Origin of the sequence: Dokdonella sp. (assembly GCF_019634845.1) — a bacterium.
Taxonomy (GTDB): Bacteria; Pseudomonadota; Gammaproteobacteria; order Xanthomonadales; family Rhodanobacteraceae; genus Dokdonella_A.
In genome coordinates, this window is sequence record NZ_JAHCAQ010000009.1 from 137,556 (window position 1) to 153,105 (window position 15,550).

At 69.4% G+C, this 15,550-nt stretch carries 20 protein-coding genes; 14 read left to right on the forward strand and 6 right to left on the reverse strand.

Annotation, left to right across the window (positions count from 1 at the left end; genetic code table 11):
* The first annotated feature begins 69 nt into the window (after positions 1-69).
* From KF903_RS08555 to hda, 4 genes are read left to right on the forward strand one after another with little or no spacing between them, the layout of a single operon-like run.
* Positions 70-705, forward strand: coding sequence for a DUF2066 domain-containing protein (locus KF903_RS08555; RefSeq protein WP_291213645.1), 636 nt, complete (start codon positions 70-72; stop codon positions 703-705).
* Positions 706-709: 4 nt separating this feature from the next.
* The gene (locus tag KF903_RS08560; RefSeq protein WP_291213647.1) at positions 710-1,267 is read left to right on the forward strand and encodes a CDP-alcohol phosphatidyltransferase family protein; all 558 of its coding nucleotides are present in this window, start codon (positions 710-712) and stop codon (positions 1,265-1,267) included.
* Positions 1,264-2,457 carry an AI-2E family transporter gene (locus tag KF903_RS08565; RefSeq protein WP_291213649.1) on the forward strand — a complete coding sequence of 398 codons (1,194 nt, stop codon included), beginning with the start codon at positions 1,264-1,266 and terminating at the stop codon, positions 2,455-2,457. Before KF903_RS08560 ends, KF903_RS08565 begins: the two co-directional genes overlap by 4 nt.
* Positions 2,454-3,140, forward strand: coding sequence for a DnaA regulatory inactivator Hda (hda, locus tag KF903_RS08570; RefSeq protein WP_291213651.1), 687 nt, complete (start codon positions 2,454-2,456; stop codon positions 3,138-3,140). The genes KF903_RS08565 and hda overlap by 4 nt, the downstream gene beginning before the upstream one ends.
* A gap of 37 nt (positions 3,141-3,177) precedes the next feature.
* On the opposite strand, the gene KF903_RS08575 is transcribed toward hda, so the two are convergent.
* Both KF903_RS08575 and KF903_RS08580 read right to left on the reverse strand, forming a co-directional pair.
* On the reverse strand, positions 3,178-4,683 hold the full coding sequence (locus tag KF903_RS08575; RefSeq protein ID WP_291213653.1) for an oligopeptide:H+ symporter: 1,506 nt from the start codon (positions 4,681-4,683) through the stop codon (positions 3,178-3,180).
* Between the two features lie 82 nt (positions 4,684-4,765).
* Positions 4,766-5,407 carry a phosphatase PAP2 family protein gene (locus KF903_RS08580; protein WP_291213655.1) on the reverse strand — a complete coding sequence of 214 codons (642 nt, stop codon included), beginning with the start codon at positions 5,405-5,407 and terminating at the stop codon, positions 4,766-4,768.
* Positions 5,408-5,539: 132 nt separating this feature from the next.
* Between KF903_RS08580 and KF903_RS08585 the strand changes: the two genes are divergently transcribed.
* The 9 genes from KF903_RS08585 to KF903_RS08625 all read left to right on the forward strand — a co-directional run bounded on the left by KF903_RS08585 (position 5,540) and on the right by KF903_RS08625 (position 11,821).
* The gene (locus KF903_RS08585; protein ID WP_291213657.1) at positions 5,540-5,674 is read left to right on the forward strand and encodes a hypothetical protein; all 135 of its coding nucleotides are present in this window, start codon (positions 5,540-5,542) and stop codon (positions 5,672-5,674) included.
* 20 nt (positions 5,675-5,694) lie between these two features.
* Positions 5,695-6,069 carry a diacylglycerol kinase gene (locus KF903_RS08590; RefSeq protein ID WP_291213659.1) on the forward strand — a complete coding sequence of 125 codons (375 nt, stop codon included), beginning with the start codon at positions 5,695-5,697 and terminating at the stop codon, positions 6,067-6,069.
* Between the two features lie 143 nt (positions 6,070-6,212).
* Entirely contained in the window at positions 6,213-6,821 is a 609-nt protein-coding gene (locus KF903_RS08595) for a LemA family protein (RefSeq protein ID WP_291213661.1), read from the forward strand.
* A 10-nt stretch (positions 6,822-6,831) separates the two neighbouring features.
* On the forward strand, positions 6,832-7,758 hold the full coding sequence (locus tag KF903_RS08600; protein ID WP_291213663.1) for a TPM domain-containing protein: 927 nt from the start codon (positions 6,832-6,834) through the stop codon (positions 7,756-7,758).
* The gene (locus tag KF903_RS08605) at positions 7,758-8,246 is read left to right on the forward strand and encodes a TPM domain-containing protein (protein ID WP_291213665.1); all 489 of its coding nucleotides are present in this window, start codon (positions 7,758-7,760) and stop codon (positions 8,244-8,246) included. Before KF903_RS08600 ends, KF903_RS08605 begins: the two co-directional genes overlap by 1 nt.
* 91 nt (positions 8,247-8,337) lie before the next feature.
* Positions 8,338-9,531, forward strand: coding sequence for a class I SAM-dependent rRNA methyltransferase (locus KF903_RS08610; RefSeq protein WP_345777752.1), 1,194 nt, complete (start codon positions 8,338-8,340; stop codon positions 9,529-9,531).
* A 7-nt stretch (positions 9,532-9,538) separates the two neighbouring features.
* Entirely contained in the window at positions 9,539-10,444 is a 906-nt protein-coding gene (gene lgt / locus KF903_RS08615) for a prolipoprotein diacylglyceryl transferase (RefSeq protein WP_291213669.1), read from the forward strand.
* Complete coding sequence (locus KF903_RS08620) at positions 10,444-11,238, forward strand: thymidylate synthase (RefSeq protein ID WP_291213671.1); 795 nt, start codon at positions 10,444-10,446, stop codon at positions 11,236-11,238. The genes lgt and KF903_RS08620 overlap by 1 nt, the downstream gene beginning before the upstream one ends.
* A 31-nt stretch (positions 11,239-11,269) precedes the next feature.
* Positions 11,270-11,821 carry a dihydrofolate reductase gene (locus tag KF903_RS08625; protein WP_291213685.1) on the forward strand — a complete coding sequence of 184 codons (552 nt, stop codon included), beginning with the start codon at positions 11,270-11,272 and terminating at the stop codon, positions 11,819-11,821.
* Here the strand turns inward: KF903_RS08625 and KF903_RS08630 are convergent.
* The 3 genes from KF903_RS08630 to rsmA all read right to left on the reverse strand — a co-directional run bounded on the left by KF903_RS08630 (position 11,778) and on the right by rsmA (position 13,869).
* On the reverse strand, positions 11,778-12,626 hold the full coding sequence (locus KF903_RS08630) for a symmetrical bis(5'-nucleosyl)-tetraphosphatase (protein WP_291213673.1): 849 nt from the start codon (positions 12,624-12,626) through the stop codon (positions 11,778-11,780). The genes KF903_RS08625 and KF903_RS08630 overlap by 44 nt on opposite strands.
* On the reverse strand, positions 12,626-13,009 hold the full coding sequence (gene apaG, locus KF903_RS08635; RefSeq protein WP_291213675.1) for a Co2+/Mg2+ efflux protein ApaG: 384 nt from the start codon (positions 13,007-13,009) through the stop codon (positions 12,626-12,628). The genes KF903_RS08630 and apaG overlap by 1 nt, the downstream gene beginning before the upstream one ends.
* Before the next feature lie 65 nt (positions 13,010-13,074).
* Entirely contained in the window at positions 13,075-13,869 is a 795-nt protein-coding gene (gene rsmA, locus KF903_RS08640; protein ID WP_291213677.1) for a 16S rRNA (adenine(1518)-N(6)/adenine(1519)-N(6))-dimethyltransferase RsmA, read from the reverse strand.
* A gap of 168 nt (positions 13,870-14,037) precedes the next feature.
* Here rsmA and KF903_RS08645 point away from each other — a divergent pair, with 168 nt between their 5' ends.
* The gene (locus tag KF903_RS08645; RefSeq protein ID WP_291213679.1) at positions 14,038-15,054 is read left to right on the forward strand and encodes a YeiH family protein; all 1,017 of its coding nucleotides are present in this window, start codon (positions 14,038-14,040) and stop codon (positions 15,052-15,054) included.
* A 7-nt stretch (positions 15,055-15,061) separates the two neighbouring features.
* Here the strand turns inward: KF903_RS08645 and KF903_RS08650 are convergent.
* Positions 15,062-15,550: 4-hydroxythreonine-4-phosphate dehydrogenase PdxA (locus KF903_RS08650; RefSeq protein WP_291213681.1), on the reverse strand; the 489-nt coding region annotated here is incomplete at its 5' end.

Here is a 15,550-nt window from a genome sequence, read left to right on the forward strand (position 1 = left end):
CGTCGCGATTGGACGCGCTGGCGCGCTTTGGGCAGACTTGCGACGTCCTTTCCCGAGTCGACGCCGCCCGTGTCCGTGCTTCGCCTGTTGCAGCTTGCCGTCATCCTGTGCGCGCTGGCGCCGAGCGCCGCCGTGGCGGCTGCGCCGATCGTCTACACCGGCAGCGTGGCGGTGCGTTCGCAGGACGAGGCCGAGCGTGCCGACGCGCTGCGCAGCGCGCTGGCCAAGGTCGTGATCGAACGCAGCGGCGACGCCGGCATCCTTGCCCGCGAGGATGTCGCCAACGCGGTGGCCAAGGCCGATCGCTACGTGGTCCAGTACAGCTACCACGCCGAAGCCGGCGCCGCGCCGCTGATGCTGGTGGCGCAGTTCGACGCCGCCGCGGTCGACGCGCTACTGCAGCGGCTGGGCCTGCGTGCCTCGACGCCGCTGGCCGGCGGCGATTCGGCGAGCGAGGTGAGCGTGTGGATCGGTGGCCTGCGCGGCGTCGACGACTGGCTGCGCCTGGCCGGTTACCTGGCGCGCCAGCCGCGGCTGCGCGCCAGTCGTCCGCTCGCCGCGCACGACGACGGCGTGCTCATGCGGCTGAGCCTCGATGGCGGTCTGGCACCGTTCCTCGACACGCTCGCGGCCGGGCAGGTGCTCGCGGTCGATGCCGGCGCCGCTCCCTCCGGCGCCGATGCGGCGCTGGTTCTCGTGCCATGACGCGATGCTGCGGCACCTGCCCAACCTGATCACGCTGCTGCGCATCGCGCTGGTGGTGCCGCTGTGCCTGCTGATCCTCGACCGGCAGTGGCCGCAGGCGCTGGCGGTGGCATTCATCGCCGGCGCCAGCGATGCGCTCGACGGCTTCCTCGCCAAGCACTTCGGCTGGCAGAGCTGGCTCGGCGGCATGCTCGATCCGCTGGCCGACAAGCTGCTGCTGACCGCCGCCTTCGTCACGCTGGCGCTGGTGGCGGCGATCCCGGCCTGGTTGACCGTGCTCATCGTCGCCCGTGATCTGGTGATCGTGGTCGGCGCGATCGGCTACCACGCGCTGATCGGCCGCTTCGATGCCGCGCCGACTCGGCTGTCGAAGTGGACCACGGTGGTGCAGATCGCCTTCGTGCTGTACACGCTGCTGCGCCTGACGCAGTGGATTGCGCAAGTGCCCGAGCTCGATGCCGCACTCGTCGCGCTGACCGTGGCGCTGACGTTGGCCAGTGGCCTGCACTATGTCATCGTCTGGGGCCAGCGCGCGATCATGCAACGAAGGAGCCGGCCTTGAACGAATCCCGCCCGCAGCACGGTAGCGACCTGCGCTGGCAGTGGCTCGTCCTGCTCGGTGCGCTCGGCGCGCTGCTGTACTGGCTGCGGCCGGTGCTGATGCCGTTTGCGGTGGCGGCGTTGTTCGCCTACCTGTTCGATCCGCTGGTCGACCGCCTCGAGCGCCGCCTCGGCCGCTCGTGGGCGGTCAGTCTCGTGTTCACGCTGGCAAGCATCGTGCTGGTCGCGGCGGTGCTGCTGCTGGTGCCCTTCATCGAGCACCAGATCGGCAATTTCCTTGGCCAGTTGCCGGTGTGGGTGGCATGGCTGCAGACCCATGCCTTGCCGTGGGTGCAGGAACGCTTCGGCGTCACCCCCGAACTGCTCGATACGCGCAGCATCTTCGATGCGCTGCAGAAGCACTGGAAGGAGGCCGGCGGGCTCGCCGCCAGCGTGATCGGCCAGGTGTCGCGTTCGGGCATGGCCCTGGTCGGCTGGGGCCTCAACCTGGTGATGATTCCGGTGGTCGGGTTCTATCTGCTGCGCGACTGGGACGTGCTGGTCGCGCGCGTGCACGAGCTCATTCCGCGCTCGGTCGAGCCGGTGGTGTCGCGGCTTGCGCGCGAATCGGACGAGGTGCTCGGCGCGTTCCTGCGCGGCCAGCTCAGCGTGATGATCGTGCTCGGGCTCTTCTACGGGGTGGCGCTGTGGCTGGTCGGCATCAATGTCGGGCCGCTGATCGGCATGATCGCGGGCCTCATCAGCTTCGTGCCGTACCTGGGCGCGATCGCCGGCGTGCTGATGGGCGTGATCGCCGCGCTGGTGCAGTACCAGGACTGGACCCACGTGATGCTCGTGCTCGGCGTGTTCGTGGTCGGGCAGACGCTGGAGGGTTACGTGCTGGTGCCGCGCCTGGTCGGTGACCGCATCGGCCTGCATCCGGTGGCGGTGATCTTCGCGGTGCTCGCCGGCGGCGAGCTGTTCGGTTTTCTCGGCATCCTGCTCGCATTGCCGGTGGCGGCCGTGGTGATGGTGCTGCTGCGCTACCTGCACCAACGCTACACCGGCAGCGCGCTGTACCGGCACGGCGAGCGGCCGGCGGTGGCGACGCCAGCCGAGGCTGTTGCGGCGGCGGGCGCGGGCGAGGTCACTTCGGCTGCGGCCGCGCAGCCGGCCGCGGCGACCGGCACCACGCCCGACGCCGCGCCATGAATGCGCAGTTGCCGCTGGTGCTGCGCTGGCCCGCGCACCAGCGCCTGGCCGGTTTCGTGCCCGGCGCCAATGCGCTTGCGCTTGAACTCGTGCGCCGCCTCGCCAGCGAGCCGGATGCGCCGTGGCTGTACCTGGGCGGTGTGCTCGGCAGCGGCCGCAGCCATCTGCTGGTCGCGGCCTGCGCGGCGGCGCAGGCGGCCGGGCGCAGCGCGCAGTACCTGCCGCTGGCGCGCGTGCCCGACGTGACGCTGGCGCTGCGTGGCTGCGGTGGCAGCGCCGTGTTGGCCATCGACGATGTCGACGTCATTGCCGGCCGGCCCGCTGCCGAGCAGGCGCTGTTCGATCTCTACAACCGTTGTCGCAGCGACGGCGCCGCATTGCTGTTCGCGGCCAGCGCGCCGCCGGCGCAGCTCGGCATTGCATTGCCCGATCTGGTGTCGCGATTGGCTGCCTGCACCCAAGTCACGCTCAAGCCGCTCGACGAAGCGCAGCGCCGCGCGCTGTTGCGCGATCGCGCGCGTCAGCGCGGCCTCGAACTCGACGAGGCCGTGCTGGACTGGTTGTTCACGCGCCGCAAGCGCGATCTAGGCACGCTGCTGGAGTGGCTCGAACGCATCGACCGCGCCTCGCTGGCGAGTCAGCGCCGCGTCACGGTGCCGTTCGTGCGCGCGCTCGGCGATTGAACCGCAGCGGCCGGCAGCGCGCCTGCTCGGCGCGCGGTCATTGCGCGTGGCTGCTGTGTTCGGCCGACAGCTTCTTCATCAGCGGCAGCACCGCGATCGCGATCAGCGTGCAGATGATGGCCGCGACACCGAGCTTGTTGAACAGGTTGGTGTAGATCGGCAGCGTCTGCAGCGGTTCGGTGATGTCCTCGGGCACGCTGGCATAGGTCGCCACCACGCCGCCCAGATACTGCGACACGCCCGAGGCGACGAAGTAGGCGCCCATCATGAAGCCGCCCATGCGCTCGGGCACGTAGCGCGCGATCATCGCCAGGCCCAGTCCGCTGACCAGCAGTTCGCCGAGCGAGATCGCGCCGTAGCCCCACACCATCAGCCATGACGACACCTTGCCGTCGGCATTGGCGTAGTTGCCGGCCGCGCCGTAGATGAAGAAGCCGAGCGCGATGATGACGAAGCCGATCGCGAACTTGGTGGCGATCGACATGTTGCGGCCGCGTTTGCCCGACCAGGTGTACCACCAGGCCAGGATCGGGCTGAGGATGAAGATCCAGATCGGGTTGAGCGCCTGGAACTGCGCCGGTGACCACGTGAACAGCTCGGCGCCGAACAGCTTGAAGGTCCAGTCGACGTTGCGCAGCGCGAACAGGTTCAGCGAGGTCGACATCTGCTGGTAGAAGATGAAATAGAACACCGTCTGCACGGTCAGCACGAGCGCGGCGATGAGGCCGGCGCGCTCTTCCTTGCGCCCGATCGCGATCAGGTAGGCGAAGATGCCGAGCACGCCGATCGCCGCGGCGTAGACGAAGGCGCGCGCCACCGCCTGGTGCTGCAGGATGTAGGCCGAGACGAAGATCGCGGCCACGCCCAGCGCCAGTACCGCGCCGAGCTTGCCGACGCTGGCCGGTTGCTGGTCGGGTGCCGAGCCGATGTGGGTCATGCTGGCGCGCATCGCCAGGTAGTTGAACAGTCCGACCACGAGGCCGGCCGAGCACACCGCGAACGCGACGTGCCAGCCCAGCTCGTTGCCGTAGTGGCTGTTGACGTAATCCTTGAGCCACGGCGTGAGGAGCTGCGAGATCATCGCGCCGAGGTTGACGGCCATGTAGTAGATCGTGAACGCGCTGTCGATGCGCGAGTCGTCACCCTCGTAGATCTTGCGCACGAGGTTGCCGGCGTTGGCCTTGAACAGTCCATTGCCGACCACGATCACGCCGAGCGCGCAGAACAGGAACCAGGCGCTCTCGGTCGGCACCACCATCAGCGCATAGCCGATGGCGAGGATCACGGCGCCGATCAGCATCGTGCGCCGCGTGCCGAGGATCTTGTCGCCGATCCAGCCGCCGATCGCGGGCGCCACGTAGATCAGCGCCGCCGCCGCGCCCCAGACGAGGTTGGCGCGGTCATCGTCGAAGCGCAGGCGCTGCACCATGTAGTACACGATCAGCGCCTGCATGCCGTAGTAACCGAAGCGCTCCCACATCTCGATGAGGAACACCGTGGTGAACGAGCGCGTCTGGCTCGGTCGGGCAGGCAGGCTGTTCATGGGCAGCTCCGTGCAGGCAAAAGAAGGCAAGGGTAGCGCATGGGCATGCGGCTGCGTGCTGCGCTGCACGCAGCGCCCACGTTCATGCGGTGCGCACGGCCGGCGCCGGCAGCCAGCGTCGCGACAGCGTCGCCGCCACCAGTGCAAGCAGTGCGGCGAGCAGGCCCGAGGCCATCACGTCGGACAGGAAGTGCTTGGCCAGGTCGAGGCGCGCGCAGATCGCGAACAGCGGAATCAACAGCAGCAGCGCACTCTGCCAGCGCCGCGGGCAGGCCGCTGCGATCGGCAGCAGCAGGCCGAAATAGAACGCCGAGTGGCCCGACGGGAAGCTGCCGCCGCCGGCGAACCAGATCTGCGACCAGTCGCCGCTGGCCAGCACCTGCTCGGGACGCAACCGGCCGAAGCTGTTCTTGCCGAGGATCATCGCGCCGATCGTCGCGAACTGGACCAGCGCGGCCAGCACGAGTACGCGCGGCCAGCGCGCCTCGCGGCGCAGCGCGATGCCGACCAGGCCGAGCGCGAGCGTCAGCCAACCGGCCAGCCAGTACCAGGTGTGGAGCCCGGAGGCGGTATCGAGCATGCGCAGGGGCGTGGCGAAATAGGCAGCCTGTTCCAGGCCGCTGGCGCGGATCGATTCGGCCAACGGGCGATCGAGCCCGAGCAGGCCGATGGCGGTCAGGACCGCGAACAGGCCGGCGGCAATCAGCAGGAAGCGCCGGCTCATGCGCGCACCGCGTGCGCCGCTGCGGGCGGCCGATCGGTCGACATCGCGCGCTGCCGGCGCGAGTGGCTGCTGTCCATGTACTCCCCCCGACGAAAAAACTGCCGCCTGCGCCCAAGTGATGGCGCCTGTGGCATGATCGAAAATGATCTGCGGCACGCGGCCGATCGGGTCATCTTCGACGATTGGCGCGCCCTTGTTCAAGTCGCGCCGCCGGCCGCTGCCGGTGCGGGGCTGCCCGCGGCGGTGCGCGCCGCGGGCGTTGATTGAGGCAGGGGAGATCCACGGGCATGCCGAGCACCGAGCCGAGGGGGCCGCGCCAGATCGCGCGAGCGTTCAAGTGGTCGATGCAGGGCCTGCGTGCGGCCTGGCGCCACGAGGCCTCGTTCCGGCTCGAGGGCTACCTGTTCGTGATCCTGTGTCCGCTCGGACTGTGGCTCGGCCACGGCGCGGTCGAGAAGGCCATCCTCGTCGGCAGCCTCGTGCTCGTGCTGTCGGCGGAGCTGCTCAATTCGGCGGTCGAGGCGATCGTCGACAAGACCACGCCCGAGTTCCACGAGCTGGCCGGGCGCGCCAAGGACATGGGGTCGGCGGCGGTGTTGCTGCTCATGTTCAACGTGGTGCTGTGCTGGGGCCTGGTGCTGTTCGGGCGCGGCTTGGGCTGAGCGCCGCGGCGCGCGCCTCGCTGCCGCGGCCAGCGCCCGGCGTCGCAGGTCCATCCCCTGTCGCCCGGACTCACTTGCATGCCGCCGCCGCCGGCCGCACAGTGCGCGCATCCGGCATGGCCGGCATCGTTGGCGGAGGCATCATGCGCGCAATTGGCTTGTTCACCCTGTTCTTCGTGCTGCTCGGCCTTGGCGGCTGTGGCTACAACCAGATCCAGGCCAAGGACGAGGCGGTCAAGGCCGGCTGGTCCGAAGTGCTCAACCAGTACCAGCGCCGTGCCGACCTCGTGCCCAACCTCGTCAACACGGTCAAGGGTTATGCGCAGCACGAGGAAGCGGTCTTCACCCAGGTCACCGAGGCGCGGGCCAAGGTCGGCCAGATCCACCTGACGGTCGACGACCTCGCCGACGAGAACAAGATGAAGGTGTTCCAGCAGGCGCAGGGCGAGCTGTCGAGCGCGCTGTCACGGCTGATGGCGGTGTCGGAGAACTATCCGCAGCTCAAGGCCGATGGCCTGTTCCAGAACCTGCAGGCCCAGCTCGAGGGCACCGAGAACCGCGTGACCGTGGCGCGCAACCGCTATATCCAGGTGGTGCAGGACTACAACACCTACATCCGCTCGTTTCCAACCAACCTGACCGCGATGGTGTTCGGCTACAAGCCCAAGGCCAATTTCGCGGTCGACAACGAAAAGCAGATATCGACCGCGCCGACCGTCGATTTCAGCAAGCCCGCGCCGGCGCAGCCGTAGCGCGCAGGAGATGGCGGCGGTGCACGCACTGCGTGGTCTGTTGCTCGGCTTGCTGTGCCTGCTGCTGGCCTCGGTCACGGCGATCGCCGCCGACGGGCTGCGGCCGATCCCGCCGTTCGGTGCGCGCGTGACCGATCTCACCGGCACGCTCGGCGCGCGCCAGCAGCAGGCCCTGGAGGCGCAGCTCGAGGCGCTGGAAAAGAGCAAGGGTTCGCGCGTGGCGGTGCTGCTGGTGCCGAGCACGGCGCCTGAGGACATCGCGCAGTACAGCATCCGCGTGACCGACGCCTGGAAACTCTCGCGCAGCGATGCCAGGACGCACGATGGCGTGCTGCTGATCGTGGCCAAGGACGATCGTCGCGTGCGCATCGAGGTCGGGCAGGATCTCGAGGGCGCGATTCCCGATGCCGCCGCTGCGCGCATCATTCGCGAGTACATCACGCCGAAGTTCCGCGCCGGCGACTACTACGGTGGCATCGAGGACGCCATCGGCGCGTTGACACGCCTCATCAACGACGAACCGTTGCCGCCTCCGCTGACCGACGAACCGCAGGCCAACGGCGACCAGCGCCTCACCAATGGTTTCATCGCGGGCTGGATCGCGGCAATGCTGCTCAGCGCCGTGTTGGCGCGACTGGCGACCGGTTTGCGCGCACTGCTGGTCGGCACCGGTACCGGCGTGGCGGTGTGGCTGTTCAGCGGCCTGCTGCCATTGGCGCTGATCCTCGGCGTGCTTGGCCTGGTGTTCGGCTTGGCCGGCAGTGGCAGTGGCGGCGGCTTCGCCGGTCGCGGCGGCTCGGGCGGTTTTGGTGGCGGCAGTTTTGGCGGTGGCGGCTTCGGTGGCGGCAGCTTCGGTGGCGGCGGATTCAGTGGCGGCGGATTCAGTGGCGGCTCCAGCGGAGGCTTCTCCGGCGGCGGCGCCTCGGGGAGCTGGTGATGCGGGCGCTGCGCCATCTGTTCGATGCGGGCTCGGTGCGCAGGCGTTTTCCGCCGCGCACGCTCGATGCGATCCAGCACGCGATCGCGGCGAGCGAGCAGCGCCAGCCGGGCGAGATCGTGTTTGCGGTCGAAGGCGCGCTGGGCCTGCCCGCGCTGTGGCGCCGGCGCAGTGCGCGCGAGCGCGCCCACGAGGTGTTCGCGCATCTGCGCGTGTGGAACACGCAGCACGACACCGGCGTGCTCATCTACGTGTTGCTGGCCGATCGCGCGATCGAGATCGTGGCCGACCGCGGCATTGCCGCGCGCGTCGATGCCAGCCAGTGGCAGGCGGTGTGCGACCTCATGCGCCAGCACTTCAGCACCGGCCACTACGAGGCCGGCGCGCTGGCCGGCGTTGCCGCCGTCAGTGCGCTGATCGAGCACCACTTCCCGGGCTGCACCGGCGGCGGCAGCGACGAACTGCCCAACCGTCCCGTGCTGCTGTAGACGGGGCGGCGCGCTGCGGCGGTTGTGGCGCGGCGCCGACGGCGCTACCGTGCACGCCCCTCGTCCGCAGCGCATGTCCGTGACCGAATCGATCGAATACCCGGCCCTGGTTCTCAAGCGCGGCGAGGAGGCGCGCCTGCGCGCCGGGCACCTGTGGGTGTTCTCCAACGAGGTCGATGTGGCGCGTTCGCCGCTCACGGCGTTCGCGCCCGGCGATGCCTGCGCGATCGTCGATCATCGCGGCAAGGCGCTCGGGGTCGGCTACGTCAATCCCAATTCGCTGATCGCGGCGCGCCTGGTTGCGCGTGGGCTCGACCACGCGATCGATGCATCGCTCATCGTGCATCGGCTCAACGTGGCGCTGTCGCTGCGTGAGCGCCTGTACAGCCATCCGTACTACCGGCTCGTGTTCGGCGAATCCGACGGCCTGCCGGGGCTCACGGTCGACCGCTTCGGCGACGTGCTGGTGGCGCAGATCACCACCGCCGGCATGGAGCGGCGCAAGGAGGCGATCGCCCAGGCCCTGCTCAAGGTCCTGCGTCCGCGCCAGTTGTGGTGGAAGAACGATGCCGGCATCCGCGCGCTGGAGCAGTTGCCTGCCTACGTCGAGCTCGCCCATGGCGATGCGGGCGGCGAGGTGCTCGCGCGCGAGGGTGAGCTCGAGTTCCTCATCGATCCGCGCGAGGGCCAGAAGACCGGCTGGTTCTACGACCAGCGCGAGAACCGGTCCCAACTCGCGCGGTTGGTCGCCGGCAAGCGCGTGCTCGACATGTTCGCCTACCTCGGCGGCTGGGGCATCCATGCCGCCGCTGCCGGCGCCGCCGAGGTCTGCTGCGTCGATGCCTCGGCCAGTGCGGTCGAGGCCACGCATGCCAATGCGCAGCGCAACGGCGTGGCCGACCGCGTGCGCGCGGTGCGCGGCGATGCCTTCGACCACCTGCGGGCGCTGCGCGAGGAGCGCGAGCGCTTCGACGTCGTGATCCTCGATCCGCCCGCCTTCATCAAGCGCAAGAAGGATGCCGCCGAAGGGCGCCTGGCGTACCGGCGCCTCAACGAGCTCGGCATGCAGGTGCTCGCGCGCGACGGCATCCTCATCACCTGCTCGTGCTCGCACCACATGCCGCGTGCGGCGCTGCTCGATGGCGTGCAGCAGGGCGCGCGCCACCTCGACCGCCACGTGCAGATGCTGATCGGCCTGCAGCAGGCGCCCGACCATCCCGTGCATCCGGCGATCGCCGAAACCGACTATCTCAAAGGCTTCGTCTGCCGCGTATTGCCGGCATAATTCACCGATGCATTACCTCGTCGATTTCAATCCGGTGGCGGTCGCGCTCGGTCCGGTGCAGGTGCACTGGTACGGTCTCATGTATCTGCTCGGTTTTGCCGGCGCGTGGTGGCTCGGCAGCCGGCGCCTCGCCAGCGGGCGCCTGCCGGTGACGCGCGAGGCGTTCGGCGACCTGGCGTTCTACGTCATGCTCGGCGTCATCCTCGGCGGGCGGCTTGGCTACGTGCTGTTCTACAACCTGCGCGAATACCTCGCGCATCCGCTCGACATCCTGCGCGTGTGGGACGGTGGCATGTCGTTCCACGGTGGCCTGCTCGGCGTGCTGCTGGCCGGCTGGATCTGGACCCGACGCCACCACATCCACTATTTCGACACCATCGATTTCGTCGCGCCGCTGGTGCCGATCGGCCTGGGCTTCGGGCGGCTCGGCAATTTCATCAATGGCGAGCTGTGGGGCGCGCCGACCACGCGGCCGTGGGGCATGATCTTCCCGAGCGCGCCCGAGCTCATCGACATGACGCGCGAGCAGTTGCACGCGCTTCATGCCAGCGGCCAGCTCGATCGCTACGCGCGCCATCCCTCGCAGCTCTACGAATTCCTGCTCGAAGGGGTCGTGCTGTTCACGGTGTTGTGGCTGTATTCGCGTCGACCGCGCCCGCGTTACGCGGTGTCGGGCCTGTTCGCCCTGCTCTATGGCGTGTTCCGCTTTGCGGTCGAGTTCGTGCGCGTGCCCGACGCACAGCTCGGCTACCTCGCCTTCGGCTGGCTGACGATGGGGCAGGTGTTGTCGTTGCCGCTGGTGGTGGTCGGTGTGCTGCTGCTGGCGCGGTCGCGCCACGCGCCCGTGTTGGCGCCCGCGACGGCCGTTCCTGCACCCGGCAAGCACAACGGCAAGCCAACCGGAGGGCGTTGATGCGCGCCTATCTCGACCTGCTGCGCCACGTGCTCGACCACGGCGTCGCCAAGGCCGACCGCACCGGTACCGGCACGCGCAGCGTGTTCGGCTGGCAGATGCGCTTCGATCTCGCCGCCGGGTTTCCGCTCGTCACCACCAAGAAGCTGCACCTGAAGTCGATCATCTACGAACTGCTGTGGTTTCTGCGCGGCGACACCAATGTCGGCTGGCTCAGGCAGCACGGCGTGTCGATCTGGGACGAATGGGCCGCGGCCGACGGTGAGCTGGGCCCCGTCTATGGCAAGCAGTGGCGGGCCTGGGGCGCGGCCGATGGCAGCCACATCGACCAGATCAGCGCCGTGATCGACGAGATCAGGCGCAATCCTGACTCGCGCCGTCTCATCGTCAGCGCGTGGAACGTGGCCGAATTGCCGCGCATGGCGCTGCAGCCCTGCCACGTGCTGTTCCAGTTCCATGTCGCCGGAGGCCGGCTGTCGTGCCAGCTCTACCAGCGCTCGGCCGACATCTTCCTCGGCGTGCCGTTCAATATCGCCAGTTACGCGCTGTTAACCCACATGGTGGCGCAGGTGACCGGCCTCACGCCGGGTGATTTCATCCATACGCTGGGCGATGCGCATCTGTACAACAACCATCTCGAACAGGCGCGCGAGCAGCTCTCGCGCACACCGCACGCGCTGCCGCGGCTGGTGCTCAACCCCGAGGTGCAGTCGGTGTTCGATTTCCGCCATGAGGACGTGCGCATCGAAGGCTATGCGCCGCACCCGGCGATCAAGGCGCCGGTTGCGGTATGAGCGGCGGCAACGATCGAGCCGAGGCATGCCCGTGCGGATCACGCTGATCGCGGCGCTCGACCGCAACCGCGCAATCGGCCGCGCCGGCGCGATGCCGTGGCATCTGCCCGACGACCTGCGGCGCTTCAAGGCGCTCACGCTTGGCAAGGCCGTGCTGATGGGGCGCCGGACCGCGCTCGCGATCGGACGCGCGCTGGCAGGGCGGCCCAATCTCGTGCTCACGCGCGGCACGGCGGCGCCGTTCGACGGCCAGGTCGCGGTGCCGTCGCTCGATGCAGCAATCGAATTCGCCCAGCCAGCGGGCGAGCTCGCGGTGATCGGCGGTGGCGAGGTCTATGCGTTGGCGCTGCCGCGCGCGACCCGGATGCACCTGACCTGGATCGACACCGCGGTCACCGATGCCGACACCTGGTTTCCGCCATTCGCTGCGTGCGACTGGCGCGAGCATGCGCGCGAGCACCATGGCGCCGACGCGCGTCACGCCTGGCCATTCGATTTCGTCGCCTACGAGCGCGTCGGCGGCAGCGACGCGGTGATGCTCAATCGATCTCCTTGCCCGGCAGCGGTTGCCGGTCGGACTTGAGCGCCACGTATTGCGGCTCCTCGCCATCGAGCCGCATCGCGGTGAGATGGCCGCCCCACACGCAGCCGGTGTCGAGCGCGTGCACGCCCAGGCCCGCGAAGCGGCCCAGCGTGGACCAGTGGCCGCAGACGACGCGCAGGTCACGCTCGGCCACGCCCGGCACCGAGAACCACGGGTACAAGCCCGGGCGCTGCGTGCCGGGGCGACCCTTGGCACCGAACGCGATGCGGCCGCGCGGGTCGACGTAACGCATGCGCGTGAACACGTTGATGCCGGCACGCCAGCGGTCGATGCCGCGCAGGCGCGGGCTCCACAGGTCGGGTTTGTTGCCGAACATCTGCTTGAGCAGACGCCGATGTCCTTCGCCGTGCAGCTTGTCCTCGATCTCGCCGGCGATCGACTCGGCTTCCTGCGTGCTCCAGCGCGGAAACAGGCCGGCATGCACGAGCAGGTAGCCGAGGTTGCGATCGACATGAACGAGCTTGCGCGTGCGCAGCCAGCCCAGCAGTTCCTCGTGGTCGTCGGCGAACAGCACTTCGCGCAGCTCGGCGTTGACGCGCGCCTGGTCCTCGCGGCGGCGCTGCGCGATCGCCAGCAATGACAGGTCGTGGTTGCCGAGCACGACCACGGCGCGCTCGCCGAGCGACTTCACCAGGCGCAGGACCGCCAGCGATTGCCCGCCGCGGTTGACGAGGTCGCCGCAGAACCACAGCGTGTCGCGCGCGGGGTCGAAGGCGAGCGTGTCGATGAGGCGGGAGAGTTCGTCGTGGCAGCCCTGGACGTCGCCAATCGCCCACGTGGCCATCAGTGCAGCGTCCGCGGTGTGGTCAGTACGAAGGCGGGGATCATTGCGTCGAACTGGGTGCCATCATCGGCGATCAGCTGGTAACTGCCGCGCATCGTGCCAAGTTCGGTTTCGAGCACGGCACCCGAGGTGTACTCGAAGCCGCCGCCCGGACGCATCCACGGCTGCTCGCCGACCACGCCATCGCCGCGCACTTCGTGGACCTTGCCGTTGCTGTCGGTGATGACCCAGTGGCGCGACAGCAGGCGCGCGCCGACCGTGCCGTGGTTGGCGATCGTGATCGTGTAGGAGAACGCGTAGCGGTTTTCGGTCGGCACCGACTGCTCGTCGAGGAACTGGCTGTCGACCGAGATTGCGATGTCGTAGGGTTTCTTGTTGCTCATGGGCGTGATTGTCGGGGACGCGCTGGGCAGGGGCAAGGCCGGCCGCAGCGGGTGCCGGCGCGGCGTCAGCCCGCGTTGTGCTGACGTTGCTGCGCCAGCGCCACGAACGCCGCCGGCGCCAACTGCTCGGCACGCAGCCGCGGATCGACGCCGGCGGCCTCGATGCGCGCCGCATCGAGCAGTCCATGCAGCGCATTGGCCAGCGTCTTGCGACGCTGGCCGAACGCCGCACGCACCACCTGCGCCAGCGTCTGGGCATCCACCGCGGGGCGTTCCTGTGGCGGCCGCGGCAGCAGTCGCACGACTGCCGACTCGACCTTGGGCGGTGGTCGGAACGCCTGCGGCGGCACGTGCAGCAGCGGCTCGACGCGACAGGCCAGTTGCAGCATCACCGACAGTCGCCCGTAGACCTTGCTGCCGGGCGCGGCAGCCATGCGGTCGACGACTTCCTTCTGCAGCATGAAATGCATGTCGCCGATCGAGTCGAGATGATCGATGCAGTGGAACAGGATCGGCGAGGAGATGTTGTAGGGCAGGTTGCCCACCAGGCGCAGCCGGGCGCCGGCGGCCAGGGCGGTGAAATCCACTCCGAGCACGTCGGCGTTGATGATCTCGAGCTCGCCCACGCCTTGCGCCGCCGCGCGCAGGCGCGGCACGAGGTCGCGGTCGAGCTCGATCGCGGTCAGGCGTCCGAGGGCGCGCAGCAGCGGCAGCGTCAGCGCGCCATCGCCGGGCCCGATCTCGACGACGCGCTCGCCCGCGCGCGCTGCGATCGCCTGCACGATGCGCGCGACGATCTGCGCGTCGTGCAGGAAGTGCTGGCCGAACTGCTTCTTGTGGACGTGGCGCGTGTCGTTCATGCGTGCATCGTAGCCGATGCCCGCCTGGCCGCAGTCGGCCCGCTCGCGCTCGCTGCGACGCGCCGGCGCAGCGCTCGGTCGGCAAGGCCGATGCCGGCCAGCCGAGGTGGCCGGTTTCGTTCGATCGTGCCGGCGCGGACAATACACCGGTCCATGCAGGAGCCCCCGATGCGCGAGCCCGCCGCTGTCCGCTGCGAACCGCACGGCCGCACGCCCGGCCTGCTGCTCACGCTGGCCATCGCGCTGCTCGCCTGGTGGCTCGGCAGCCTGCTGCCGCTGGTCGGAGGTCCCGTGATCGGCATCGTGCTCGGCATTGCCGTGCGCAATCTCGCCTCGCCGCGGGCGCGCTTCACGCCGGGCATCGCGTTTGCGGGCCATCGCGTGCTGCAGTGGTCGGTCATCGTGCTGGGCTTCGGTCTCAGTCTCACCCAGGTCGCGGCGACGGGTCTGGAATCGCTGGCGGTGACGCTGGTGACGCTGACCGTCGCGTTGCTCGGCGCGTGGGTGCTCGGCCGCTGGCTCGGCGTGCATGACAAGCTGAAGATCCTGATCGGCGTCGGCACCGCGATCTGCGGCGGCTCGGCGATTGCCGCGGTGGCGCCGATCATCAAGCCCGACGAGCACGACACCGCGCTGGCGGTATCGACGATCTTCCTGTTCAACGTCGTCGCCGTGCTCGTGTTCCCGCCGCTCGGCCACCTGCTGCACCTGTCCGACCTCGGTTTCGGGCTGTGGGCCGGCACCGCGATCAACGACACCTCGTCGGTGGTGGCGGCGGGCTACAGCTACAGCCATGCGGCGGGCGACTATGCGACGATCGTCAAGCTGACGCGCGCGACGCTGATCATTCCGATCAGCCTGATCCTTGCCTTGGTGGTGGCCGCGCGGGCGAAGCACGACGGCGCGGCCGAGTTCAGCCTGCGCCACATCTTCCCGTGGTTCATCCTCGGTTTCCTCGCCGCCTCGGCACTGCGCACGGCGGGACTGGTTCCGACCGCCCTGCTGGCCCCGCTGCACCTCGCCGCCGGCTTCCTCATCATCGTCGCGCTGACGGCCATCGGCCTGTCGGCCGACTTGCGCAGGATGCTCGCCAGCGGCGCGCGGCCGATCCTGCTCGGCTTCGGCGCATGGGTCGCCGTGTCGCTGGCCAGCCTCGCGGTGCAGGGCCTGCTCGGGCAGGTGTAGGCCGCGCTCAGCGGCTGCGCCGCGCCACCAGATCGAGCGCGAGGCGGGTCGCGGCGAACAGGCTGCCGGGGTCGGCGCGACCGCTGCCGGCGAGGTCGAGCGCGGTGCCATGGTCGACCGAGGTGCGGATCCACGGCAGGCCCAGGGTCACGTTGACCGCGTGACCGAAGCCCGCGTACTTGAGCACGGGCAGGCCCTGGTCGTGGTACATCGCTAGCACCGCGTCCAGCTGCGCGAGCTGTTGCGGCACGAATGCGGTGTCGGCCGGCAGTGGGCCGTGCAGGTCCAGTCCGTGCGCGCGCAGCTCGTGCAGCACGGGCGCGATCACCTCGATCTCCTCGCGCCCCAGATGCCCGCCTTCACCCGCATGCGGGTTGAGGCCGAGCACGCCGATGCGCGGTGCGGCCAGCGCGAAGCGCGTGCGCAGGTCGTGGTCGAGGATCTGCAGCGTGCGCCGCAGGGATTGGCGCGTGAGCGCCTGCGGCACCTGTGCCAG

Coding starts and splice junctions, on each gene's coding strand:
- KF903_RS08560 (WP_291213647.1), top strand. CDS start 710: ATGCTGCGGCACCTGCCCAACCTGATCACGCTGCTGCGCATCGCGCTG.
- hda (WP_291213651.1), top strand. CDS start 2,454: ATGAATGCGCAGTTGCCGCTGGTGCTGCGCTGGCCCGCGCACCAGCGC.
- KF903_RS08575 (WP_291213653.1), bottom strand. CDS start 4,683: ATGAACAGCCTGCCTGCCCGACCGAGCCAGACGCGCTCGTTCACCACG.
- KF903_RS08580 (WP_291213655.1), bottom strand. CDS start 5,407: ATGAGCCGGCGCTTCCTGCTGATTGCCGCCGGCCTGTTCGCGGTCCTG.
- KF903_RS08585 (WP_291213657.1), top strand. CDS start 5,540: ATGATCGAAAATGATCTGCGGCACGCGGCCGATCGGGTCATCTTCGAC.
- KF903_RS08590 (WP_291213659.1), top strand. CDS start 5,695: ATGCCGAGCACCGAGCCGAGGGGGCCGCGCCAGATCGCGCGAGCGTTC.
- KF903_RS08595 (WP_291213661.1), top strand. CDS start 6,213: ATGCGCGCAATTGGCTTGTTCACCCTGTTCTTCGTGCTGCTCGGCCTT.
- KF903_RS08600 (WP_291213663.1), top strand. CDS start 6,832: ATGGCGGCGGTGCACGCACTGCGTGGTCTGTTGCTCGGCTTGCTGTGC.
- KF903_RS08605 (WP_291213665.1), top strand. CDS start 7,758: ATGCGGGCGCTGCGCCATCTGTTCGATGCGGGCTCGGTGCGCAGGCGT.
- lgt (WP_291213669.1), top strand. CDS start 9,539: ATGCATTACCTCGTCGATTTCAATCCGGTGGCGGTCGCGCTCGGTCCG.
- KF903_RS08620 (WP_291213671.1), top strand. CDS start 10,444: ATGCGCGCCTATCTCGACCTGCTGCGCCACGTGCTCGACCACGGCGTC.
- KF903_RS08630 (WP_291213673.1), bottom strand. CDS start 12,626: ATGGCCACGTGGGCGATTGGCGACGTCCAGGGCTGCCACGACGAACTC.
- apaG (WP_291213675.1), bottom strand. CDS start 13,009: ATGAGCAACAAGAAACCCTACGACATCGCAATCTCGGTCGACAGCCAG.
- rsmA (WP_291213677.1), bottom strand. CDS start 13,869: ATGAACGACACGCGCCACGTCCACAAGAAGCAGTTCGGCCAGCACTTC.
- KF903_RS08645 (WP_291213679.1), top strand. CDS start 14,038: ATGCGCGAGCCCGCCGCTGTCCGCTGCGAACCGCACGGCCGCACGCCC.